The 24,367-nt window shown below is 64.5% G+C and carries 23 protein-coding genes; 19 read left to right on the top strand and 4 right to left on the bottom strand.

What is annotated here, in order from left to right; all coding sequences use genetic code 11:
* Window positions 1-36: 36 nt before the first annotated feature.
* The 8 genes from VT84_RS29750 to VT84_RS29715 all read left to right on the top strand — a co-directional run bounded on the left by VT84_RS29750 (window position 37) and on the right by VT84_RS29715 (window position 6,375).
* Window positions 37-375, top strand: coding sequence for a hypothetical protein (locus tag VT84_RS29750; protein WP_082842064.1), 339 nt, complete (start codon window positions 37-39; stop codon window positions 373-375).
* Complete coding sequence (locus VT84_RS29745; protein ID WP_082842063.1) at window positions 372-806, top strand: hypothetical protein; 435 nt, start codon at window positions 372-374, stop codon at window positions 804-806. Before VT84_RS29750 ends, VT84_RS29745 begins: the two co-directional genes overlap by 4 nt.
* Window positions 803-1,201 (top strand): hypothetical protein, encoded by a 399-nt coding sequence (locus VT84_RS29740; protein WP_082842062.1) that lies wholly within the window; start codon window positions 803-805, stop codon window positions 1,199-1,201. Before VT84_RS29745 ends, VT84_RS29740 begins: the two co-directional genes overlap by 4 nt.
* Before the next feature lie 41 nt (window positions 1,202-1,242).
* The gene (locus VT84_RS29735) at window positions 1,243-1,761 is read left to right on the top strand and encodes a hypothetical protein (RefSeq protein WP_082842061.1); all 519 of its coding nucleotides are present in this window, start codon (window positions 1,243-1,245) and stop codon (window positions 1,759-1,761) included.
* A gap of 190 nt (window positions 1,762-1,951) precedes the next feature.
* Window positions 1,952-3,202: a hypothetical protein gene (locus VT84_RS29730; protein WP_082842060.1), complete on the top strand. Its 1,251-nt coding sequence runs from the start codon at window positions 1,952-1,954 to the stop codon at window positions 3,200-3,202.
* Window positions 3,202-4,380 (top strand): hypothetical protein, encoded by a 1,179-nt coding sequence (locus VT84_RS29725; protein ID WP_082842059.1) that lies wholly within the window; start codon window positions 3,202-3,204, stop codon window positions 4,378-4,380. The genes VT84_RS29730 and VT84_RS29725 overlap by 1 nt, the downstream gene beginning before the upstream one ends.
* 91 nt (window positions 4,381-4,471) lie before the next feature.
* A complete protein-coding gene (locus VT84_RS29720) occupies window positions 4,472-6,064 on the top strand; it encodes a hypothetical protein (RefSeq protein ID WP_082842058.1) in 1,593 nt (530 codons plus the stop codon).
* A gap of 2 nt (window positions 6,065-6,066) precedes the next feature.
* Window positions 6,067-6,375 carry a hypothetical protein gene (locus VT84_RS29715; protein WP_082842057.1) on the top strand — a complete coding sequence of 103 codons (309 nt, stop codon included), beginning with the start codon at window positions 6,067-6,069 and terminating at the stop codon, window positions 6,373-6,375.
* Between the two features lie 61 nt (window positions 6,376-6,436).
* On the opposite strand, the gene VT84_RS29710 is transcribed toward VT84_RS29715, so the two are convergent.
* From VT84_RS29710 to VT84_RS29695, 4 genes are all read right to left on the bottom strand, one after another.
* A complete protein-coding gene (locus VT84_RS29710; protein WP_082842056.1) occupies window positions 6,437-7,111 on the bottom strand; it encodes a hypothetical protein in 675 nt (224 codons plus the stop codon).
* Between the two features lie 62 nt (window positions 7,112-7,173).
* The gene (locus tag VT84_RS29705; protein ID WP_082842055.1) at window positions 7,174-7,536 is read right to left on the bottom strand and encodes a hypothetical protein; all 363 of its coding nucleotides are present in this window, start codon (window positions 7,534-7,536) and stop codon (window positions 7,174-7,176) included.
* An 88-nt stretch (window positions 7,537-7,624) separates the two neighbouring features.
* Entirely contained in the window at window positions 7,625-8,560 is a 936-nt protein-coding gene (locus VT84_RS29700; RefSeq protein ID WP_082842054.1) for an ADP-ribosylglycohydrolase family protein, read from the bottom strand.
* Between the two features lie 61 nt (window positions 8,561-8,621).
* Entirely contained in the window at window positions 8,622-8,858 is a 237-nt protein-coding gene (locus VT84_RS29695) for a hypothetical protein (RefSeq protein ID WP_082842053.1), read from the bottom strand.
* Between the two features lie 220 nt (window positions 8,859-9,078).
* Here VT84_RS29695 and VT84_RS29690 point away from each other — a divergent pair, with 220 nt between their 5' ends.
* The 11 genes from VT84_RS29690 to VT84_RS29635 all read left to right on the top strand — a co-directional run bounded on the left by VT84_RS29690 (window position 9,079) and on the right by VT84_RS29635 (window position 24,352).
* Window positions 9,079-9,822 carry a DUF4058 family protein gene (locus tag VT84_RS29690; protein WP_082842052.1) on the top strand — a complete coding sequence of 248 codons (744 nt, stop codon included), beginning with the start codon at window positions 9,079-9,081 and terminating at the stop codon, window positions 9,820-9,822.
* 486 nt (window positions 9,823-10,308) lie between these two features.
* Window positions 10,309-13,260, top strand: coding sequence for a DUF1553 domain-containing protein (locus VT84_RS29680; RefSeq protein WP_082842050.1), 2,952 nt, complete (start codon window positions 10,309-10,311; stop codon window positions 13,258-13,260).
* A gap of 134 nt (window positions 13,261-13,394) precedes the next feature.
* Window positions 13,395-14,873, top strand: a complete 1,479-nt coding sequence (locus VT84_RS29675) for a DUF1501 domain-containing protein (protein WP_082842049.1) — start codon at window positions 13,395-13,397, stop codon at window positions 14,871-14,873.
* 129 nt (window positions 14,874-15,002) lie between these two features.
* On the top strand, window positions 15,003-15,998 hold the full coding sequence (locus VT84_RS29670; protein ID WP_082842048.1) for a pentapeptide repeat-containing protein: 996 nt from the start codon (window positions 15,003-15,005) through the stop codon (window positions 15,996-15,998).
* A 346-nt stretch (window positions 15,999-16,344) separates the two neighbouring features.
* The gene (locus VT84_RS29665) at window positions 16,345-17,412 is read left to right on the top strand and encodes a pentapeptide repeat-containing protein (RefSeq protein ID WP_082842047.1); all 1,068 of its coding nucleotides are present in this window, start codon (window positions 16,345-16,347) and stop codon (window positions 17,410-17,412) included.
* 3 nt (window positions 17,413-17,415) lie between these two features.
* Window positions 17,416-18,543, top strand: a complete 1,128-nt coding sequence (locus VT84_RS29660) for a pentapeptide repeat-containing protein (protein ID WP_082842046.1) — start codon at window positions 17,416-17,418, stop codon at window positions 18,541-18,543.
* A gap of 9 nt (window positions 18,544-18,552) precedes the next feature.
* On the top strand, window positions 18,553-19,077 hold the full coding sequence (locus tag VT84_RS29655) for a hypothetical protein (protein WP_082842045.1): 525 nt from the start codon (window positions 18,553-18,555) through the stop codon (window positions 19,075-19,077).
* A gap of 12 nt (window positions 19,078-19,089) precedes the next feature.
* Window positions 19,090-21,492, top strand: a complete 2,403-nt coding sequence (locus VT84_RS29650; protein ID WP_082842044.1) for a pentapeptide repeat-containing protein — start codon at window positions 19,090-19,092, stop codon at window positions 21,490-21,492.
* 131 nt (window positions 21,493-21,623) lie between these two features.
* Window positions 21,624-21,971 carry a hypothetical protein gene (locus tag VT84_RS29645; RefSeq protein WP_082842043.1) on the top strand — a complete coding sequence of 116 codons (348 nt, stop codon included), beginning with the start codon at window positions 21,624-21,626 and terminating at the stop codon, window positions 21,969-21,971.
* A gap of 3 nt (window positions 21,972-21,974) precedes the next feature.
* Window positions 21,975-23,096, top strand: coding sequence for a hypothetical protein (locus tag VT84_RS29640; RefSeq protein ID WP_082842042.1), 1,122 nt, complete (start codon window positions 21,975-21,977; stop codon window positions 23,094-23,096).
* Window positions 23,097-23,173: 77 nt separating this feature from the next.
* A complete protein-coding gene (locus VT84_RS29635) occupies window positions 23,174-24,352 on the top strand; it encodes an ATP-binding protein (protein ID WP_082842041.1) in 1,179 nt (392 codons plus the stop codon).
* Window positions 24,353-24,367 lie beyond the last annotated feature (15 nt).

The following is a 24,367-nucleotide window of genomic DNA, read 5'->3' as shown; positions in this document are numbered from 1 at the left end:
TATTGTTTTGTGCAACAGTCGGTACTTACAATCGGCATGGAACTTTCCGCGGCCGATCTCGTCGCCGACTTCGATCTGTTCGACGGGCGCGGTACCGCCACGATCCACCAACGCGACCCGGTATCGGGCGACGTGACAGCAACGGAAACGGCGACAGTGCTGCGACGGCAGACGAGCGCGCAAGCGGTATCGATCGGAGACGGGGAACTCGCCGCGACAACGTGCCGGTTCCACCTGAAAGCCACAGACCTGTCGTTCGCCCCGAAGAAGCGCGACCGCATCATCTACTGCGAAGTGACGTGGGACGTGGAACAGGTGACCGTCGCGGGCATGGGCACGCGGTACATGTGTGACGTGATTCAGGTGCGCGAATGAGCCGCGCGGGACAGATTGCGGACGCGGTGGTCGCGGGTGTGAACGCACTGGCGCTCCCCGGCGCGCCGGCCGCAACGCGGCTCAAAACGCCGTCGCTGCCGCCCGGAACCGAACCGTCGCAGATCGTTGTCACGATGAGCAACGTGCCGCGGTCCGAGTTCGTCACGAACGATAGCTACATCGACCGTTACGCCGGGGCCGTCACGATCATCACGGCCGGCGGCGACGTGCTGGGCGATGACGAAACGGTTCGCGCGTGGGCGGAAGCGATCCGCGCGAAGCTCCAGCGCTGGGAGACGTTCGCGAGTATGGCGACGTTCAACGATTGCCTCGTCGAAGACCTCGAATTCTTCCCCCGGCCCGCGCTCGACAAGACGCTGAATTACACGACGCAAAAGTTCACGGTGGAAGTAAAGGAATCCCGCTCATGAGCGTTAGCGGCAAGTACCTGACGGCGAAGATCGGCGCGGCCGAAATCAAGGGCACCTATGCGTGGCGCGTCTCGGAACGGTACGAGAAGCTCGATGCGATCACGGCCGCGGACAACGGTAACAACCGCAAAGACTTCGGCGTCGGCGAAGCAGAAATCTCGCTCCGGCTGCTCATCGACATCGCGAGCGGCGCATACGAACCCGTCGCGGCCGGCACGGAAATCACAGCCCTGACACTGTACCGGAAGAAGGGTGACGCACAGCCCGCGTACAGCTTCCCGCTCGTTCGCATCTTCGACTCGGAACAGGGCGCGGAGATCCGCGGGCGCGTCGAAGTCAATGCAACCGGCGAGAACGTGGGCATCTACGCTCGAAACGAACCGGCCGCGCCGTAATTGCAACGCGATTATAAACGCAACGCGAAGTGTAGCCCAACATGAACCAATCACTTGCGGATCTCCTGAACTCGCCGGGCGACTTCCCTTTCGAGGGCGTCACGTACAAGCTCGGTCAGCCGACCGTGATGCAGATGGGTCAGTACGCGCGCTGGCTCGAACAGCGGGCGCGCGAGGCCACGGTGCGCGCGACGGACCTCGACGACGACACGCGGCGGGTGCTGCTCAAAGACGTCATCGCGGACATCGCGGCGGGCGTCTACGAGTGGGGCAGCGAAACCTGTTGCAAGGCGATGCAACTGCCGCGCGGACAGGCGAAGTTCCTCGCGATCATGCTCGCCGATCAGGGCGTTGACGACGAGACGGCGGACCGGATGATCGCCAGCCGCCTCGCAGATGTCGTGTCGCTCATTCAGATCGCGGTGTCCGACGACCCAAAAGCGATGGCGGCAGCCCTGAACCAGTTGGGGCTGCCGTCAAACTTCGTGTCGTCCGGCTCGCCAATCCGCCGTTCAACCGGCCGATCGAAGAAATCCAAGCGCTCACGATCGCGCAAATAGACGGGATTTTCTTGGCGTGGGAACGGGGCGAAGGCGCGGAACCGAAACTCGAAGGTGCCATTCCGCAACCCCAGAGCAGCGGCCGAACCGCTCAACAGTGGTTTGAACGTGCCCTGGATCTGAACGGCGTTACTGAACCACACCTGCGAGAACGCGCGCGGGCGGAACGAGCCGCGGAAAGGGGTACCCGATGAACTTCGACGGTCGCGTGCTCGTTACCGCGCTCGGGCTGGTCGCGAAGTCGCTCGTGGACCTGAACGGCAACGTCGTGCTGCTCGCGCGCACGTTCGGCGGCGCGCCAGCAGGTGCCGCGGGCGCACAGGGAACGACGCAACCTACGACCGCTCCACAGCAGCAGCAGCATACGAAGCCCAATTCGATGTCCCCCGGCGCGCCGTCCGGCGGTGGCCCGAACAGCAACAGCGCGGCCTACAACTTCGGCAGCGCGCTTCGGACACTGCTGCAACAGGTTATGAAGGCGCGGTCTCAAGCGGGCGGTAAACGCAGCGGTGGCGGGCGGCGCGAAAAGTCGTTGCTCGGTCGCATGTTTAGCCGCAAGACGTTCAACCATTTCCGAAAGGCGGCACGGACCGCGTTCCGCGGGGGGCGGGGAAAAGGCAAAGGGTTCCTCGGTGCGATCGGTATCGGCAAGCGGGGCGGCGGGATCGCGCAGGGTGCGCGAGGCGCGGGTGCGATCCTCGGGTACATCGCCCGGCTGATCTCGATGCCGTTCGAGAAAATCATTGGCTTACTGAACCCGATGGCAGTGATGGCACAGGCCATCAACAGTTCCGCGTCCGGGTTCCAGGTATTTGGTTCCGCGGTCAAAGTTTTAGCCGCCACGTTCGCGCCGCTCTTGCTCCCGCTGTTCGCCAACTTCGCAGCGGGCGTGATCGAGATGAGCGACGACCTGTGGAACGAGTTGCTCCCGGTGCTCGAAGATTTTTACGATATCTGCCAAACGGTACTAATTCCCGCCGTGCAACTGATGGTCGATGCGTTTCTGTTCGCAGTTCAGGCGATTAAATCTGCGACCGAAATCGTCGCGGACCTCACGAGCGGGGACAGCGATCGCATTCTGAACCGACTCAACCCGTTCAGCAGCGAAGAGGAGGACGAAGAGGCGATGATGAAGCGGTTGGGGCAAGGTGATTTCTCCGGGGACCGCGGGTCGGGTGGCGGAGCCAATCCGTGGCGCGATCGCGCTCGCAACGATGTGTTCCGGGAGCTTCGCCAGTCGATGGGAGCGAAAGCGAGTTTTTCGCAGATCGCGCAAGCCGGGAAGAACGTGCAACTCGCGGCCCTGAACACTTCGCCGTTTGAGGCGCGAATTCTTGAGCGGATGGACAAGGCGATTGGCGCGATGGAGCGCGTCGAACGTAACACGCAACCGAAGCCAGTGAGCCGGGCGCGCCCGGCCGACGACGGAGGAACGTTCTAATGCCCCCACGCAGCCGTCCCCCACGCCCGTTCGTTTCCCCTGATATCGGTGTCGCGACCGTTCGTGGCGCCGACACGCTCGGCAGTATCGATTTCGGTGCGGACTGGTTTCCCTGTCGCGTCACCGGCACCGTCACGGGCGGATACAGCTTCGTCGAGACGATGGTGAACGCCAGTGGCGCCGTTGTCGACAAGCCCTACGGCCGCAAGAACTCCGCGACAGATCCCGCGGTCCCGATCGACGGCGCCACGCTCGCTGTGGGCGACAAGGTGCAGTGCCGGCGCGCGCCCGGTAGCGCGAACCAGCGTTGGGAGTTGGGGCCGAAAGCGGGTACTCCCGTACCGATCTGGAAAGACCCCGCGTACTGCTGCACCACGGCGGCGCTCCCAGCGAATACCTATGCCAACGGATCGGGAGGAGTCGGTGCCACGCTCACCGCGAACAGCAACGGGGCACTCCCCAACCAAGACAGTCAGGCACCGTTCTTGGGCATGCGGATCATCGTCGGTTACGAAGTGAGCAACCGAAACGGCCTGTACGTCGTTACGTCGCTCGGAAGCGCCTCGACGCGGTGGGTACTGACGCGCGCCGCCGATTGTGATTCCCCCGCGGAGGTCGACGGCGCCGTTTGCCAAGCTCTGTTCGGGCTGACTCACATCGGCATCTGGGAGTTGAAGAATCTCAACGCGGCGTACCCGACTACGGTCGGTTTCCACTCGCTCGGCTGGTTACCTGTGACCGGCCGGAACGTCGGTGTGCAGTGGGGCACAAGTGGCGCGATCACGCCCGACAGCACGTGGATCGCGACGCCCTACTCCGTCACACTCCCGCACCGCGGTTGGTGGTTGGTGACGTGCCACATCCGCACGGAATGCACCATCGCCACCGGCGCGACGTACCCGGGTATCGTCCGCGTCCGACTCTACAACACGTCGATCAACGCCCAGGTCGGCGGCATGATGCAAGGGGCGATGAGTCAGGTTCCGAACATGACGGGATACGCTGGCACCACGATCTGCCAACTCGTAGCAACCACGATCCCATGCACGGTACGGATCGAAGTGATGAGGGAGTACAACGCGAACTGGCTGTCCGCGCAGTGGACTACGAACGGTGACAACGGATCAACCCCAATCAACCAACAGGTCATGAATTGCGTGTGCGTCGGGCCGTTCTAGTTTTTCGCACAACGCCGTCGGCTAGGTTGTTTCGACAAAATATCTCACATACAATTTTCTGATTTCAATTAATTTAATCAGAGGAATCGACATGAAGCGTATCTTGGCGTTTGCCGCGCTGATTCTATGCGCGGGCGCGGCCGTCGCCGCGTTCCAGCCGACGCGCGAACCCGTGTCCCCGGACGGAACCGCTGCCGTCGTGGACCTGCCCGCGGCCCGGCACATCCGCAACGTGGGCGGGAGCGACGGCGCGGGGCTGTGCGTGTTCACTTCGGTGCAGCACGCCGCGGACTGGCAAAACGTGCGCGTGCTCGACGGGTTCCGCGAGTGGATGCGGCGCCGACCCGGTGGCGGGTGGCCGGAGAAGCTCGACGACATGCTCGCGAAGTTCGCACGGGAAAAGGGCGTTACGCTCCCGCCGTACATCCAGCACACGGGCGGGGACGACAGCTTCCTCGAACTCGCGCTGAAAACGGACCGCATGCCGTCCGTGACTTACGCGGGCAACGACGACTTCTATCGCGGCACGATCGCGCACATGGTGAACCTCGCGCACATGGACGCGAACCGGGCCGCGATCATCGACAACAACCGGCCCGGCGTGTGGGTGTGGATGTCCCGGAGCGAGTTCCTGTCGCGGTGGCGCGCGAACTCTGGTGGCTGGGCGGTTGTGTTCCTCGCGGAACCGCCCCCGCCGCACCCGGACGCGCGGAACTTCGTCGCCATCGCCGTAACCGACGGCCCCTGCATCTGCGGCGACAGTTGCACGTGCGGAAAGGGCGAGTGCCCGCGAACGTGCCCGGTTGTGTTCGGGCAGAACTGCGCGAACGGACGCTGCGGGATTCCGGTTGCGACTCCGACCAACGGTTGTGCGGGCGGACGTTGCGGAGTTCCGCCCGAACCGGTCGACGACGGCGCGGGCCGGTGGATCGCAGACGCAAGTGGCCGGGAATGGGGCTATTGGACCGGCGGCAAGCGCATCGCGGCGGCATTCGCAGATGGGCGCGTGGAATCGACGGACGAAAACGGGATCGCGACCGGGAAGCCGATCGCACCGCCCGCGGCGCTGCCCGCCGGTGTCGCGGTGAAGTCCGAAACCGCTCAACCAACGTTTGAAAGTGACAAGGTTCCGCTCGATGGTGTTGTGCCCGACAAGATCCACAACGCACCGGCCTACGCGATATCCGGGTTCCCGGTGTCGAAAGAAGACGCACACCGGGCGATGAAGGGTGACGGGTTGCGGGACGACAGCGACCGGTGGCACCTGACGGCGGTCGGCGACGCATCGTTCCTGTCGCGGTTCAAGGCCGACGTCGCCGCGCTCCCGGCCGCGACCCGCGCGAAACTGCTCGTGCAGAGCTACGGGTCGGACGAGTGGCCGGTATCGCAGTACAAGCTGAACACGGGCGTGACACTCCGGAAACCGTCACCGGTCCGGAGCGCGGGGGACGTCGGGGTGGTCAGTGCTGACGGGTACAACGCTACCGCGCTCACCGCGTTACTGGCCGCGAAGGGTGGACCGAACTACGTCGAACCGCCCGCGCCCCCGGCACCGCCCACCCCAGACGCGCCGAAGACGCCGGACACGAAACCGGCGCCCGATGCGCCGAAACAAGACAACGGCAACCTGTACCTGATCCTCGCGGTTTTCGCCGCGATCCTCATGTTCCGAAAGAAGGGTTAAACGTGGACCAACTGTTACAACTGCTCGCGCCGCTCATCAGTGGCACCGGACCGTATGGGGCGGTCATCGCCGCGGGGATCGTGCTGTTCTTGAACTGGTACCGCACCGGGAAGCTGTTGCCGTCTTCGACACCGGCCGACCCGCAAACCCCGCTGCTGAACGCGCTGCTCGCGCTGCTGAAGCCGACCACGCCCGCACCGACCGCGCCCGTGACACCGACGCCCGCGCAGCCGCACCCGCTCGACACGCCGATTATCGACGCGATCCTCGCTCGCTTGCGCGGGGCTCCGGTAACACCGCTTCGCGGATAAACGCCCGGAAACGAGAAACGGCCGCGGGATTTCCCGCGGCCGTTTGCGTTGCTGCGGCGCCTCACTGCTGCGATTCGCGTCTCGTTTCGACCATGCCCCCGACGAATTCGAGCCCGTCCGCAGGTGTCTCCACGATTACGATCACGGGGGCGTCCTCGCGAATCTCAATCCGCACCCACTGCTTGTCGCCCCCGGACATAGCCGCCAGCGCAGATAGCACCTTCTGTAACCGGTCAGCCTCCAATGTGACACACGCGATCGGCTCCGCCTTCTGATTCCGCTGCCATATCGTGTCAAACGGCAGGGGTCGATCCAAGACGAGTTGCGTGGACGGTGCCAGTTCCTGTTCTAAATTTGTCGCGCAGGCCGTGATCGTAACGGGCAGCGTGCCCACCTCCGGGGCTTGTACCAGCGCGACGTTTTTCAAAACGGGCCGGTTCGTCCTTAGCTTCGCGAGCATCTTTTTCGCCGCCCGCAGCGAGTCCCGAAAGAACCCGGCCGGGATGACGCCCTTTACCGGCTCTCCGTTGCGGATCTCAACGCTTCGCAGGTCGGGGTAATCGTCGGTGGCCTGCGCCCGGACCGTTGCGCGCACCGCAATAATCGCGTCCGTGGCGTCGATCGTGGCGGACCCGTCCGGCCGCTGGTCCACGAGCACGCCGGGCACCGAGAACCGGCGCACGCCGTCGCCCGCAACCGCGGCAACCGCCTCGACACATGGGGGTAACAGCAACATGGGAAGAACCTCGGTTCGGTACGAGAAGCCCCGCGGCACGTTGCCGCGGGGCGGAGCAACCGTCACGCCACCAGCGACCACCCCGCGGCCGTGATCTTGCCCGCGTTACCCTTCACTACCGCGGCTACGACCCGTTGGCACACGCGGACCCGCGTCGCGTGTGCGGGGAACGCGGATTTCATCGTGAGCCGCACTTCACCGTTACGAAGCTCCCCCAGATAGGCTCGGCGGTTGCCGTCCACGAAGTAGACCGCGTACATCGTGCGGGCCGCGAACTGCACCGACTTCGGCATGTCGATACGGTCGATCTGGTACGTGTAGCTCTCTTGGAACTCGTCACCGAGTAACCGGCGAGCCGTCACGAAGGTTTCCGGCAGCTTCACGGTGAAGATCACTTTGCCCGCGGTCAGGGTTTCGGCGGTCATGACTCGCTCCGGTGGTGGGATGATTCAACACCGATATCATATCGCATCGCATTTTGTATCGCAATACAAAATGCGATGAAATTCGGAATCACGCTGCGGTGGCAACTTTCGCCGCGAGATCGAACATCCCGTCCGCGACTGCCAACAGTTCGTCGTGCCGGTCCAGTTTCGCCCGCCATTCCTGCGGGATACCTTCGTAACCCCACCACGCGCCCGCGAGTTGTCCCGCGACGGCCCCCGTGGTGTCCGCGTCCCCGCCCAGATTCACGGCCCGAAGGATCGCACTCCGGAAATCTCGCGCTTCGTGCATCGCCCACATCGCCGCTTCGAGCGTGTCGAGCACGTACCCGCCGGAGTCGATGCGGCCGTCGTCCCGATCGCCCCACGCTTCCCGTTCGAGCATCTCGCGTAGCTGCGGCGTCGCGCACCCGAAACCCCACGAGAACGGGGCGCCCGGCGTGAACAGGATCAGCCGCCGGATTGTTTCCGCGAGGTACACCGTCGCGTCGAGGCACCGCGGTTCCGCGTGCGTCATGCGGGCAGAGTCCACCGCGAGGTTGTACCGCGTTTCGCGATCCATGTTTAGCGCGTACAACGGCACCGGTGCGAGCCGCATGAGACAGCCGTTTGCGGCGGTGTGCGGCGCAGCCGATCCCGCGAACGGGTCACCCGTATTCGCGAACCTCGCGAGTGCCGCCGCGGTCGTGCCCCCAATATCGAAGCAACCGCGCCCGTCGGACGGCCCCCACTCGCGCCCCTGTCGCCAGTCGATCCACGCCGACATCACGTCGCGCGGATCGAACCCCCCGCGCCGCACGATCGACGCACCCATTGCGAATGCCATGCTGGTATCGTCGGTCCACTGCCCCGGCTTCAGTCGCCAGTACCCGCCGCCCACCATGTCGGTAACGGGATTCTCGCGGCAGTGTTCGCGACTCTTGAACTCGACCGTAGCTCCAACAGCATCCCCACACGCAAGGCCGATCAAGCAGCCGCGGAACCGGTCACGAATCGTTTCGTTCACGTTTAGTCACTCCAACAATGATTGAGGGAACCCCGGCTCGAAGTTGAGGCGGGGTGAGGCGTCAGGCCGCGATCATCCGGGCGAACGATTCCCACGTCATCCAATCCGGCTTCGGCTCGATCACATATTCCCAGCGACATGCCATGCGTTTCCAGGTGTCGATATCCTCCGGCGTCTGGCACTTGTCGAGTTCCGCCGCGAGGCGGTCGCGATCGTCGTCACTGCCGCTGAAGTAAAGGCCGCGGTCCAAGTTCGCCCGCACCAACCGCATCGTCGTTTCAAAGTGTTCGTCGCCCATTTCACACCTCCGTTGTTGTCATCGAGCAGGTTCGCGACTGAGATACTGTATCGCGTCGCGTTTCAAATGTCAATTCAAATTGCGATGTCACGTGCAATCGTGTAATCTAAGTGTCCGTTTGCCCGAGGATCATCGTGCGTGACTCCGGGCGATTTGGTGATGCGTCGCGACGCACATTACAATGCAACTGCTCGAACTACCACGTCAGTGGAGCGGAGTCATGCCCATGCACGACTGGACCCGGGTGGAAGCCGGAATCTTTCACGCATTCCACCACCGTTGGATCACAGCGATTAGTGACACACTGAACGCGGGCGTACTGCCAGCAGACTTGTACGCCTTGCCCGAACAGGTTGCGGCCGGGTTTGGCCCGGACGTGCTGACACTCCAAGAACAGAAGGGCGATACGAACAAATGGGGGGGGGCCGCGACGACATCGCGCGTGCTGCAACCACGTCCGGCGCAAAAGGTTACTGCCCAGACCGAAGGGGAATTTTATCGCCGAAAGAAAAGTGCGATTGTGGTTCGGCACGTGAGCGGGGACCGCGTAGTCGCGATGATCGAGATCGTTTCACCGGGCAATAAGGCGAGTAAGAACGCGGCGCGGGCGTTCGTGACAAAAACGTGTGAGCTGCTCGAACAGCGCGTTCACTTGCTGATTGTCGACCCGTTCCCACCCGGACCGCGTGACCCGGCGGGCATTCACGGCCTCGTCTGGGAAGAGATGACCGGCGACACGTATTCGCTCCCCGCGGACAAGCCCCTGACGCTCGTTGCTTATGAATCGGAACTCGTTACACGAGCCTACGTTGAAACGATCGCGGTCGGTGACGCGCTCCCAGATATGCCGCTTTTCCTGGAGCCGGATGGTTGCGTCATGGTGCCCCTCGAAGCGACTTACCGTGCCGCGTTTGAGGCGCAACCGCGTCGGTGGCGCGACGTACTTCAACCACCCGCGGGGTAGAGATTGCGGTTCTCAGTTGGGCGCCCGGTGCTGCGACCGAATTCGCTAAGACGAGAGCTTCTTCGGCACACATTCCCACCCAATCACGCGCCCGTTTTCATCGAGATACACGAGCAGATCGCAGTCTCCCGACCAAAGTAACACCTTGCGGAAACGCGGCGGAGAATCCTCGGTGATGGGGTCGGGTCCGGGTGCCCAAGCGTATGTTCGTATTCCGATCACATCCTCGACTTCCGTTTGAGTCATTCCGATCTGAATTCGCTCGGCCTTGTGCCGAATGCGGGGCTCGCGAGGAGGATCGGGGCGCCCAACCGATACGCAGAGAATCGCGAGCCCCGATAGGAGAAATCCCACGATCCTTCGGCGGATTCTCATGTTTTCAACTCCGCACGCGATGATGACGTGTGAACCGCGACAAACCTCTTTCACTCGCACGGTGTTTGTGGGTAGCATGGTACCACCCGCCGGTGACCATCTGGAACGATCATGCCCCGCACCACTCTCCCCGCGCTCCTGTTACTGGGCGCTTGCGCTTCTTCTGGCCGCGGAGCCGAGCCGCCTAAAGGGGCACCTCCGCCCGCGGTCGAGTTCGCGCGCGACGTGCAACCCATCCTCGCAAAACACTGCGTCTCGTGCCACGGGCCGGACAAACAGCGCGGCGGGTTGCGCCTCGATCGCAGCGCGGACGCCCTCAAGGGCGGCGATTCTGGCAAAGCGCTGGTGCCGGGCAAGCCCGCCGAGAGTTTGCTTCTGAAGAAATTGATGATCGAAGACGCCCAGGAGCGGATGCCGCCGAACCGCGACCCGCTCACCGCGGAACAGATTCGCGCCCTCACCGCCTGGGTCGAAGCCGGCGCGAAGTGGCCCGCGACCGAGAACGCGGCCGATACGCACTGGGCGTTCCAACCGGTGAAGCGCCCGGCCGTGCCCACCACGAAGGTTCAAGGGCGAAACGCGATCGACGCATTTGTTGCCGCAAAATTAAACGCGAGCGGGCTGGCGCGTTCGCCCGAAGCGGACCGGCGCACGCTCATTCGGCGGCTCAAGTTCGATTTGCTCGGTCTGCCCCCCACGCCTGAAGAGGTAGAGGCGTTCGTCGCGGACAAGGACGCGAACGCTTACGAAAAGCTCGTGGACAAGTACCTCGCGTCGCCGCACTACGGCGAGCGCTGGGCGCGGCACTGGCTCGACACGGTGCGCTTCGCAGAGAGCAACGGGTTCGAGACCAATCAGTTGCGCCCGAACGCCTGGCACTACCGCGACTACGTCATCAAAGCTCTCAACGACGACAAACCCTACGACCAGTTCGTGCGCGAGCAGTTGGCCGGCGACACGCTCGGCGCCGATGTCGCGACCGGGTTCATTGTAGGCGGCGCGTGGGACGAGGTGAAAAGCCCCGATCTCACGCTGACCCTGAACCAGCGCGCGGACGAACTGCACGACATGATCGGCACCACGGGCTCCGCGTTCCTGGGGCTCACGGTCGCGTGCGCCCGGTGCCATGCGCACAAGTTCGACCCGATCTCGCAACTCGACTACTACCGCATCAAGGCCGTGTTCGCGGGCGTGCAACACGGCGAGCGCCCGGTGCGGACCGGTGACACGGTCGCCCGCGCGAAGGAGGCCGATCGGCTCCGGGCGCAACTGACCGAACTCGAAGCGAAGGTCGCGGCGCTGGAACCGCTCGCGGACCCGGCCGCCACCGACGCGCGCCGCGTGTCAGTGAACGCACGCCTCAACACCGAGCGCTTCAAGCCCGTGCGGGCGAAGTTCGTCCGGTTCGTGACGTTCGAGACGAACAGCGTCGAGCCGTGTTTGGACGAACTGGAAGTGTTCTCGTTCGGCTCGAAGCCCGTGAACGTCGCACTCGCGTCGAACGGCGCGAAGGCCACCTCGTCGGGCGACTACCCCGGCTCTCCGAACATTCACAGCCTGCCGTTCATTAATGACGGGAAATACGGCAACGGGCGCAGTTGGATCTCAAATAAGTCCGGGCGCGGGTGGGTCGAACTGGAACTGGCGGAACCGACGGTCATCGACCGCGTCGCCTGGGCACGCGACCGCGAGGGCAAGTACACCGACCGGCTGCCAACGCGGTACCGCATCGATGTGTCTACGGACCATGAGGCGTGGGTCGTGGTGGCGTCGTCGGACGACCGGGTGCCATTCGCGGAGGGCGCGCCCGCGGTGCCGAACGGGTTGACGGGCGCCGAGCGCGCGGCGTGGATCAAACTCACCCAACAAATCGGGGGCCTCCGCAAGCAAATCGAAGAACTCGTGCGCGGGCAGATGGCCTACGCCGGTCGACTGGTGGCGCCCGAAGAAACGCACCGCTTGCACCGCGGGGACGCGACCCAGAAGAAGGAAGTCGTCGGCCCGGGGGCGCTCGGCGAACTCGGGCCGAAACTGACCATCCCCGAGAACGCGACCGACCCCGAGCGCCGGGCCGTGCTCGCGAAGTGGATCACCGACCCCGCGCACCCGCTCACGGCCCGCGTCATGGTGAACCGGTTGTGGCAGCACCACTTCGGCACGGGCATCGTGGACACCCCGAGCGACTTCGGTCGCAACGGCGGCAAGCCCACGCACCCGGAACTGCTCGACTGGCTCGCGAGCGAATTTGTTGCGCCTTCTGTGGGGGAAGAACCCCTCCCCAACCCCTCCCCCAAGGGGAGAGGGTCTGAAGGCAAAGAAGGTTCTGCTCCCCCTTCCTTCTTAGGGAAGGGGGTTGGGGGGTTAGGTCGAGACAACCCCTCCCCAACCCCTCCCCTAAGAGGAGAGGGGCTTAAGACGGAGCCCTGGGCGCTCAAACACATTCACCGGCTCATCGTGAGCAGTGCCACGTACCGTCAGGCGTCGCGCGCCAGCGATGCGGGCTTAGCAAAGGACGCCCAAACGCGACTGCTGTGGCGCTACCCGCCCCAGCGGATCGAGGCCGAGCCGTTGCGCGACGCGGTCCTGTTCGTGAGCGGGAAGCTCGATCTCAAGATGGGCGGACCCGGTTTCGACCTGTTCGAGCCGAACGGCAACTACGTGAAGGTGTACACGCCGAAGAAGCAATTCGGTCCGGCCGAGTTCCGGCGCATGGTCTACCAGCAGAAGCCGCGGATGCAGCTCGACGACACGTTCGGCGTGTTCGATTGCCCGGACGCGGGCCAGATCGCGCCGAAGCGGAACGTCTCCATCACGCCCCTTCAAGCCCTCAACTTGCTCAACAGCGAGTTCATGCTCCAACAGGCCGGCTACTTCGCAGAGCGCGTCACGAAGGACGCAAGGACCGATCCCAGCGCCCAGGTGAAGCGCGCGTTCCTGCTCGCGTTCCAGCGACCGCCGACCGAAAAAGAACTAGCCGCGGCAACGAAACTGGTGAAGGATCACGGCCTCACAGCGCTTTGCCGCGCGGTACTGAACGCGAACGAGTTCGTTTTCGTGGACTGAATTCAAGAGTAATCGCCACAAAAAGGCACAAAGGGCACAAAGGAAGAAGAGACAGAAGAATTGGATTTATCTCTGCTCTCTGGGTTTCTTTTTGTGCCCTTTGTGCTTTTTTGTGGCTAATTCGGATCTCTCCTATGCAGTCTCAGATTTCTTCTTGTGGCTCTTCGTTCCTCAACCGGCGCGGGTTCCTGCGCGACGCGAGCACGGGCCTTGGTGGGATCGCGCTGGCCGCGCTGTTGGCCGAGCAGGGGCTTCTTGCAGACGACAAGGCGCCGTTGCGACCGGACATCAAACCCGATTCGCCACTCAGCCCGCGGAGGCCGCACTTCGCGCCGAAGGCGAAGCGCGTACTCACGATCTTCTGCTCCGGCGCGGTCAGTCACGTTGACACCTTCGACTACAAGCCGGAACTGGTGAAGCGCGACGGTCAACCCCTACCGGGGGCCGAGAAGCTCGTGACGTTCCAGGGGGAACAGGGCAACCTGGTGCGTCCGCTGTGGGCGTTCAAGCCGCGCGGCCAGAGCGGGAAGATGGTGTCGGACCTGCTGCCGAACTTGGCAGGGCTGGCGGACGAAATGTGCTTCGTCCACTCGATGACCGCGAAGAGTAACACGCACGGACCGGCCGAGAACCAGATGAGTACCGGGTTCACGCTCGACGGGTTCCCGAGTGCCGGGGCGTGGGTCAGTTACGCGCTCGGTAGCGAGTGCAAGGATCTGCCCGCGTTCGTCGCGATCCCGGACCCGCGCGGCGTCCCACAAGTCGGGCCGAACAACTGGGGAAGCGCGTTCCTGCCGGGCGTGTTCCAGGGCACGCCGTTTACCGCGGACAAGCCGATCCCGAATCTCGCGCGCCCCGCGGCCGTGAACGCAAAGGCCGACGCGGACACGCGCGATTTCCTCCAGTTGCTCAACGCCGATCACGCGACCGCCCGCGCGGGCGACTCGCAACTGAGCGCGCGCATCGCGAGCTACGAGATGGCCGCGAAGATGCAGTTGCGCGCGGCGGAGGTCGCGGATCTCTCCAAGGAGCCGAAGTCGGTTCACGCCGAGTATGGCACCGGCGACAAGGACCGCTGGAAGAGCGGGTTCGCGCGCAACTGCCTGCTCGCCCGGCGCCTGCTCGAGCGCGACGTGCGGTTCGTGCAGCTCTTCAACGGCTCCTACGCGATGGGCGAGGGCGTCGGCAACTGGGACGGCCACAAGACGCTGAAGTCGCAGTACGAGGTCCACGCCGCGATCCTCGATCAACCGCTGGCCGCGCTCCTCGCGGATCTGAAGCGCACCGGGCTGCTCAAGGACACGCTCGTGGTGTGGGTGACGGAGTTCGGGCGCATGCCCACGTTCCAGAAGGGCGCGAGCGGGCGCGACCACAACCCGAAGGGGTTTACAGTGTGGCTCGCGGGCGCCGGGGTGAAGCGCGCGCACAGCTACGGCGCGACCGACGAGTTCGGGTACCAGGCGGCCGAGAAGACCGCCACGATCTACGACCTCCACGCGACGATCTTGCACGCCCTCGGGCTCAACCACGAGCGCCTCTCGTTCTACCACAACGGCATCGAGCGCCGGTTGACGGACGTTCACGGTGAAGTGCTCGACGGTATCCTTTCGTAAACACCGGCGCCCCGTTCACCCGGAATTCACAGCATTTCGCCCCCTGCGCACCTTGCGGGGCGGCCGGCGCGCGTCAATAATCCTGCACAATCCAATCTCCAATTTGATTTCCCACCCGCGAAGTGCGTCATGGCCAAACAAGCCGTTAAGAAGCCCGCCCCGAAGGTAGCGGCGAAAGCCAAAACGACTCCCAAATCAAAGGTCGCGGCGAAGACCAAAAGTGCCGCGCCCGCAAAACCCAAGGCCGCTGCGAAACCCAAAGCCAAACCGAAGGCCGACTGGATCGAGACACTGAAGACCGGGGCCGCGGGCGTGAAGAAGTGGAACGCACTCTCGCGCGACGCCAAAGGGAAGGTCAAACTGAGGGGCGCGGACCTCTCGAACGCGGATCTCACCAAGGTCGACTTTAACGGACTCAACCTTACGGGCGCGGATCTCTCGAACGCCAACCTGTCTAAAGCGTCCCTCTCGTACAGCAACCTCTCCGGCGCTACACTCACCGGCGCGACCCTTGAGGGCGCGCTGCTCAGTTGGGCGCGGGTGGACGACGGAACCAAGTGGCCCGCAGAGATCCGGATGGCGGACGCGCTGACATGGGCCGGGAAGGGACCGGACCCGCGCAAGGTCGCGACGGCCGAAGAGAAGGCGCTGCCGAAGCCGGCGGACTTCGGCGAGTTCCTGACGCGGCTCAAGAAGGTCACCGACCCGGCGAAGCTCGACAAGGCCACGGACATGCTCAAGGCCGAGAGGTTCCGGCTGTACGCGAAGGTCGCCCCGGACCACCTCGTTGGCGTGGTCAAGAGCCAGGGCAACGCGGACCTCGTCTACTCGTGCCGGCTCGCCTCGGACGGCAAGTACAGTTGCGGCACGCAGAACCTGAACATCTGCGGCGGGCTGCGCGGGTCGCCGTGCAAGCACCTGCTCGTGCTTATCGTCGGACTGTCGAAGGCCGGTGAACTCGACGCCGCGACCGCGCACGAGTGGACGCAGAACGCGCGCGGGCAGAAGCCCGAACTCGACAAGGAAGCGATGACCGCCACGTTCCTCCAGTACAAGGGGGCGGAAGCGGGCGAGATCGACTGGCGCCCGACCGAAACCGTGCCTGAAGACTTCTACGCGATGTGATCCCCGGTGCCCGGTGGCGGCGGTCCGGGCGAACGGCCGGTGTGAGCCGGCCGGTGAGAGCAACAGGGGCTGGTTATTTACGGTGAGGGTTGTGTTTGGTTCGGTGGCACAGGCCTCTGGCCTGTGGAGGCGCTCACACAGGCCAGAGGCCTGTGCCACCGAACTATAAACCAAACGCGCCGCATCGACACGGCCGGCGAGAAAAGAAGAGTTTTTGACAGGATTAACAGGATTCACAAGATCCAGAAAACGCACCTGGTTTTGATCCGGTTGATCCTGTTAATCCTGTCAAATATTGCTTCGCGAGATCTAATACTGCCTGAATCACCAACAGAATTCACACGACATGGCTACGAAGAAGAAACTCGCCCCGCCCCCGGAAATCGACTGGCCCGAAACGCTGCGGACCGGTCGGCCGGGCATCGTGCGGTGGAACGAGCGCTCCGAGACGGCGCGGCAAATGACGAAGCTCGGGCGCGGCGACTACACCGGGTGCGATCTCGCGGGCATCAATTTCGGTGGGCAATCGGTCCTGAAGTTTCAGGGCGCCGGGGTCGATTTCGCCGACGCGACACTCACACGCGGGTCGTTCATCGAGGCCGATCTGCGCGGGGCGAACTTCGCCGGCGCGGAGATGACCAAGTTCTGTGCCCGCAACGCGGACCTTACGGGTGCGAAGTTGCCCAACGTGTCGCTGAAGGGCGGGCGTTTGGTCGGGGCGAAGTTCGTGGGGGCCGACCTGAGCGGGGCCGATCTCACCGGGGCGGACATTACCGGGACGGATTTTACCGACGCGAATTTGACCGGGACCGTGTTCGCTGAGCTAGTCTTCGATCAGACGACCGTGTGGCCCGCGGGGTACGAACCGCCCGCCGGGGCGAAGTGGTCGCCCGACGCCCCGGACCCGCGGTTCAACGGTGTGGGCGACGAGGCAGTCGCGGTGAGCCTCGACGGGCTCCTCGCGCGCCTCAACAAGGTCATCGACGCGAACCGCATGACGCGGACCGTGGAGATGCTGAAGACCGGCACGAACCAACTGTTCTCCGAGATCGAACCGGCCGTTGTGCGCGGCGTGGTGCGCAGCCAGCGCGAGCCGGACTTGGTCTACTCGTGTTTGATCGAAGTGGACGGAACGTACTCGTGCGGCACGCCCGATCTGGCCGAGTGCATGGGGCTCCGCGGGGAACCGTGCAAGCACCTGCTCGTGCTGCTCATCGGGTTGACGAAGGCGGGGCAACTCGACGCGAGCGCGGCCGACCGGTTCATCGTCGCGGCCGGCGGAAAGAAGCACAAATGGGACGAACGCATTGCAGATCAGGTGAGCGACACACTTTTGAAATATAAAGGCGCTCAGGCGGGCGAAATTGACTGGCGCCCCACCGAAACCATCCCCGAAGACTTCTACGCGATGTGACTCATGGCCAAGAAGAAACCTGCCACGAAAACCGCGCCCGCGACAAAAAAGCCGACCGCGAAGAAATCGGTCGCGAAGAAACCCGCGCCCAAGGCCGACGTCAATTGGGTCGAGGTGCTTAAGAGCGGCGCGGCCGGTGTGAAAAAGTGGAACAAGCTCACCGTGGCCGAGCGGAAGGCCGTCAAACTCACGAGCGCCGATCTGTGTGGTGCGGACCTCGCGGAGATCAATTTCCGCGGGCTATCGGCTACGAAACTTAAGGCCGCGGGCGCGAAACTCGTTGGTGCGAACGGGGTCGGCGCATCGTTCTTGGCGGGTGATTTCCACGGAGCCGATTTAACAGACGCCAACCTGCGCGGGTTCAACGGGCGCGACGCCGATTTCAGCGCCGCCAAACTCGTTGGGACCGATTTGTGGGAGGGGCGGTTCCTCCGGGCGAAGTTCGTGAAGGCCGATCTGACGCGCGCCAATTTGCTCGAAACCGATCTCACCGGCGCGGACTTCACAGACGCGGTGCTGACCGACGCGAACCTGTCCGGCGCGTCCTTCGACCAGACGACCAAGTGGCCCGCCGGGTTCGTGATCCCGGGCGAGGCGCGGTGGCAGGGAAAGGGCACCGATCCGCGCCTGGTCGGGAAAGGGAAGAAGGCCGCGGCGCAGGACATCAACGGTCTCATGGCCCGCTTGCACACGAACATTGACGAGAAGCGCATGAAGCGCACGCTCGACATGCTCAAGAAGGAGCGGAACCAGATCTTCTCCGAGATCGAACCGACAATGGTGCGCGGGATCGTCCGGAGCCAGCGGGACATTGACACGGTTTATTCGTGCGTGCTCACGGACGACGGCACGTACTCGTGCGGCACGGTGGACATGGAACAGTGCATGGGGCTGTCCAACGAGCCGTGCAAGCACCTGCTCGTGCTGCTCATTGGCCTCGCACGGGCCGGGCAACTCGACCCCGCGACCGCGGACAAGTGGGTCGTCGCGGCGAACAAAAAGGGGCCGCGCTGGAACAAGACCGTCCAGAGTCACATCGCCGATTCGTTCCTGAAGTACAAGGGCGTGCAGGCCGGCGAGATCGATTGGCGCCCCACCGAAACCATCCCGGAAGACTTCTACGCAATGTGAGACGCACCAATGGCGAAGACCAAAGCGACCCAACCCAAGATCCCGGCCGCGCGCACCGAGTGGGACGACTTCCTCGACGGCGCGCGCGGCGTCTCGGACTCCGCCAAGCTCGCGAAAGCGCTGACGATGCTCCGCGGTGAAAAGTTCCAGCTCTACGCGGACGTGCAGCCCGAGTTCGTGTGCGGCGTGGTGCGCAGCCAGTCGTCGGGGAGCCGCGTGTACGCGTGCCGGCTCGCGAACGACGGCAAATACTCGTGCTGCACACAGAACCTGATCCAGTGCGTCGTGTCGCGCGGGTCGCCGTGCAAGCACTTGCTCGTGCTCGTCGTCGGGCTGGTGAAGGCGGGGCACTTGGCCCCGGCAACGGCGCTGGAATGGCTCCGCGGCGCGCGGAAGAAGGGGCTGACCGCGGACGGTTACAAGCCGGATAAGGACGTGGTGACCGCGACCTTCCTAAAGTACAAGGGCATGGAGGCGGGCGAGATCGACTGGCGCCCCACGGACACCATCCCCGAAGACTTCTACTCCGCGTAACCGAGAGTTCACATGGCGAAGCAGGGCACGAACACACGAACGGCGGGAGCACTCGCGGGGCAGACGGTCGCGTTCGTCGGGAAGTTCGCTCACGATATCAATCATTACAAGGACGTTTGGGTCAAGAACGCGGGCGGCACCGTCGGTCCGCCGACCGGCACGTTCGATTACCTCGTCTACGGCGAGGGGCGCGGCGGAAAGGTGCCCGGTGCCGTCGCGCGGATCGAGAAGCGGCGCCCGGGGCTCACGGTACTCGACCTGACCGAGTTCGCGAAGATCGTGCTGCCCACCGCGGCCGAGTTCGTGGCGCGCGTTAAGCGGCTCGAACCGACACCCGAATACTGGAACTCGTTCCAGGCGCTGTGCCGCACCGCGGGGCTGCCCGTCGACCTGAGCAAAATCGACCTCCGCGGTACGCACATGGAGGGGGCAAAGCTAGGCGGGGCACTTCTGAACGGCGTCGATTTCCGTTCCGTGAACTGCTCGCAAGCGGTCCTCTCCACGACGCACACAATTGAGGGCGCCAAGTTCGACGGCGCGAAACTCGTCCGGGCCACGCTCAACAAAGCGAAGAAATGCAGTTTCCGCGACGCGGACCTGAAACAAGCGTGGGCGGCGCAAGCGTCCTACGAGGCGTGCGACTTCCGCGACGCGATCATGTCGGAGATCCGGATCGGCCGTTCCCAATTTACCGACGGTGACTTCCGCGGCGCGGACCTGAGCGACGCCGAGAGCGAGGGCACTACGTTCGAGCGGTGCGACTTCTCGAAGGCGAACCTGACTCGGTTCCGGGGGCACGGAGCGCAACTCACGGACGCGAAGCTCGTGGGCGCCAACTTGAACCGGGCCGATTTGCGCGAAACATCACTCCGCGGCGCGGATTTGCGGAACGCCGACCTGCGCGACGCGGCGCTCGCGGGCGCGGACCTCACGGGCGTGAACGTGGCCGGTGCGGACTTCACGGGCGCCGGGTTGACCGGCGCGAACGTCCAGGGCGTGGATTTCTCGAAGGCCAAGAATTTCGCGCCGCCCGTCGCCCGCGCTGCCGGACCGAACCTGAAGGCACTCGTGAAGGCCGCGTCGAGTGCAAAGGACTTCGAGACGACCGTCGACGTCGATCTGGGCAAGAACGAGCACGCGAAGATGAGCCTGCGCGTGGGACAACTCGGAATTCGTGCGACCGCGAACCACTACCGCGGCGGTACGGAGATCCAAAGCACGATCGCCGCGCCGACGTTTCAGCAGGGGCTGTTGAACTTGGCGGACCGCTGGCCGAAGGCGACGCTCCGGCTCGACACGATACGCGCACACGGCAGCCGGAACGTGCGCGGGACCAAGCTCCGGACAATGGCAATCGCGGCGTGGGCCGAGGCGTTCGGCATGGACCTCTCGAACGGCATCCCCCTAACCGAGCAACAGAAGGCGCAAGAAGCGGAAGCCCGTCGGAAGCGCGACGAGCTGGTGGAGCAGATCCGCGACAAGGGGCCGAGCGTCTGGCACGCGATCGACTTCCGCGAGCGCCAGCGCTACAACCTGCGCGGGCTCGACCTGCGCGACGGGCGCCTGATGGGGCTCGACATGGCGCGCCGCGAAGACCTGCGCGACAGCCGGTTCGCGGGCGCGAACCTGTCCGGCTCGAAGTTGTGGGGCAGCGATCTGCACGGCGCGGACTTCACGAACGCGAACCTCGCGGGCGCAGAACTCCAGTTCAGCAAGTGCGAGAAGACGTCGTTCGTTAACGCGAACTTGCGGAACGCGAACCTGAACAACACGAGACTGTTCGGCACCGACTTCACGGGCGCGCACCTGGACGGCGCCCGGTTCGAGAACGCGCAATTCGACGAACGCACACTTTTCCCGGTCGGCTTCAAGACCCCCGAGAACCTGGTCTGGAAGGGCGAAGGCCCGCGCCCCGGCCCGCGCCGGCCACCGCAGGCTGTGTCCGGGAGCATGGACTTCGACACGTTCTTTAAAGGCTTGCCGAAGAAGGTCAAACCCGAGCGGGTCGAGAAGGCGACATCGATGCTCAAGTCGGAGAGCTACCAGCTCTACGCGGACCTGACGGATGCGAACCTCGTCGGGATCGTCAAAAGTCAGTCGAACAAGGATCTCGTGTACTCGTGCCGACTCGCGTCGGACGGGCAGTTCTATTGCGGCACACAGAACTTGAGGGCGTGCGGGGGGCTCCACGGCGCGCTGTGCAAGCACCTGCTCGTGCTGGTGATCGGACTGGCAAAATCCGATAAGCTCGATCCCGCGACCGCGGACAACTGGGTCAGCGCGAGCAAGGACCACCAGCCCGTCATTGATCGGGACGCGGTGAGCGAGACGTTCTTGAAGTTCAAGGGGGCGGAAGCAGGCGAGATCGACTGGCGCCCCACCGAGACCGTGCCCGAGGACTTCTACGCGATGTAACCTGGGACCACGGGCGTCCCGCCCGCACGAGACAAGGACAAACAGCCTACTTCCAGGACGTGTTTGCCCGTCCACTCGAAATCAGAAGCGGGTGGCACGCCCGCGGTCCCAGGATCGAACCGAGGCCAATTGTGGACGAGATCGCCGAACTCCGCGACGCGCTCGATCGGCTCCACGCCGCGATGGACGACCTCGTGGTGCGCGGGGTGCGCGCCGCCGGGCCGACCGACATCGCGAAGCTGACCGCGCTCCGCGACGAGTTCCGCACTGCCGGGGCCGAGCACCTCGCCGAGAAGTTGAGTACGCTGGTCGACGCCGTCCAAGCCGGCGAGCGCGCCGCAGCGCCCGCGCTCATGCGGGCGGTCACCACGTTCCGGCTGTTCGACCGGATGCTCACGCTCGAAGTCGCACGCGGGGCACTCAGCCCACCGGTTGCCGTGCCCCGGGACGACGAAGCCGAACCGGAAGGGGACGAGTGACCCATGTTGCCGCCCACCGCAGACCGCCCGAAGCTCCGCGCCACGCTCGACCAACTGTCGGCCGCGGTCGAAGACCTGCTCCTCGGCGGCCTCACCACCGCGTCCGACGCGACCCGCCAAACGCTCTCCGGCGCGATGCAAGAGGCCGCGCGCCTGCGCCTCCTGCGGCTCGGGGGCACGCTCCGCGTGGCGACGGAGGAACTCGGCCGGTTCACGCGCCAGGAAAAGAGCTTCTCGCGCCGCCGGCTCACGTTCTTCCTCAACCGCGCGTGGTTGCTCAGCCGCGGAATGGGGCACGCACTCGACACCAGCGACGAGAAAGAGTACGACCGCCTCACGTGGTCGCCCCCCGCGCAACCGCTGCCCGCGGTAAAGGTCGTGTGTTTGGGTGCGGTCAAGAAGGTCGCGGAGCACGCTTTCGTCGCGTTCGAGTTCCGGCTGCGTGCGATCGCGGACGCAGGGGCTGTGAAGGCCGGTCAGAAACTCAGTTGGTCCGCGGTGTTCCCGCTCAAAAAGGGGCAGGACATCCCGCCGGAAGGGTTTTTGCACCTGCCGCAGAAGCAGAAATTCGCGCCGTTCCTGTTCCTCGAACGCACGACGTTGAACATCGCGAACGCGACCGTTTCCGGCGACGAAACTAGCGGCTGGCGCCTGGCCCTGACCGACCAGAGCACGGTCACGGTGGGCAAGCCGTTCACCGGATGGGACCAGTTCCTCGCGTGGTCGCCGCAGAGCGCGCTCGATCGCTTGGCGAAGCACGTGCCCGGTCCGCTCGACCTCGATACCGAACTGCAAGAAGAGGTCGTGCTGCGCGACTACGAGGTCGGTAAGGCCGAGGACGGCGACGAGCCCGGGCAGACCGTTTACCCGATCACAATGGGCGCGCTCACGCTTCACGCACTCATTGGAGCGGGGGCCGAGGGCAAGGCGCTCAAGAAATCCATCGACGAGATTCGCAAGGTGCGCGGCGCGAACCCGCCGCTCTTCGGGCTGATGCACTACGAGCGCTGCCGACTCGTGTTCCAACCGCTCACGACCTTCCCCGGTAGCTCGGACTACATCACGATCTCGAAGGAGAACGTGAACAAGGCCGCGCTGCTCAAGGCAATGGACTTCCGATCGTAATCCGGCGAACCCCGCGAGGTGCGGGGTTCACTTACTTTCCGCACGCGAGTGCGGAGTTCACCAACTCAGCACGACACATGGCCAAGAAACCCGCTGCCCCCGCCGCGCCGTCCGCTGCCACCAGTAGTGGCTCGGTCAGCCCCGAAACCGTGCTCCGCGAACCCGCCGAGAAGCGGTACGCGGACCAGCTCGAAGCGCTGCGGCAGAACGACACCGAAGCGCCGCCGACCAATTGGAAGCTGTCGCCGCGCTCGGTGCTCACGTATGTCATTGGCGGGAAGACTCTCAAGGCGACGATCGGCGGAAAGAGCGTCGAAGTGCCGATCACGCGGAAGTTCTTCGGCGACGACGGCGTCGTGGAGCGCTCGATCGTCACGCTCGCGTCGGAACGGGCGCTGCTGCTCGTGGGCGAACCCGGGACCGGTAAGAGCTGGCTCTCGGAACACCTCGCGGCGGCCATTTGCGGCACGTCGCTGCTCACGATCCAAGGCACCGCGGGCACCACGGAAGAGCACATCAAGTATTCGTGGAACATCGCCCGCGTGATCGCGGAGGGGCCGACCGCGCAGAACATGATCGCCTCCCCAGCAATGATTGCGATGAAGGGCGGCGCCCTCCTGCGGTTCGAGGAACTGACGCGGTGCGTGCCCGACGTGCAGGACGCGCTCGTGTCCATTCTGTCGGACAAGGCGGTCGCGGTGCCCGAACTGCCCGGCGACGCGATGGTGTTCGCGAAACCCGGGTTCAACATCATCGCCACCGCGAACACGCGCGACCAGGGCGTGAACGAACTCTCGGCCGCGCTGAAGCGCCGGTTCAACTACGTCTACATCCCGATCGTGGGCGACCAGAAGACGGAAGTGAAGATCGTGCAACAGCGGTCGGCGGAACTGCTGGAGCGCTACAACCTGCCGGCCAAGCTCAGCCCGCCCGTTATCGAGCTGCTCGCGACGGTGTTCCGCGAGATCCGCAACGGCAAAACGAGCGACGGCGTGAGCATCAAGAAACCGAGCACCACGCTCTCCACCGCCGAGGCGATCGGCGTCGCGCTGGACGCGGCGCTGCACGCGCGGTTCTTCGGGGGCGGCGAGGTCGGCCCCGCGGACATCGCCCGCAATATGGTCGGTGCGGTGGTGAAGGAGGACCAGGAGGACAAGGTGGCGCTGAAGGAGTACGCGACCGTCGTCGCGAAGAAGCGCGGCGCGAAGGACAAGAGCTGGAAGGAGTTCCACGACGCCCTCGTGGAACAGTTGTGAGTATTAGGAAAGCAG

This window comes from Gemmata sp. SH-PL17, assembly GCF_001610855.1.
Taxonomy (GTDB): domain Bacteria; phylum Planctomycetota; class Planctomycetia; order Gemmatales; family Gemmataceae; genus Gemmata; species Gemmata massiliana.
The sequence above is the reverse complement of the archived record's forward strand: the minus strand, read 5'-3'. Positions and strand labels throughout refer to the sequence as shown.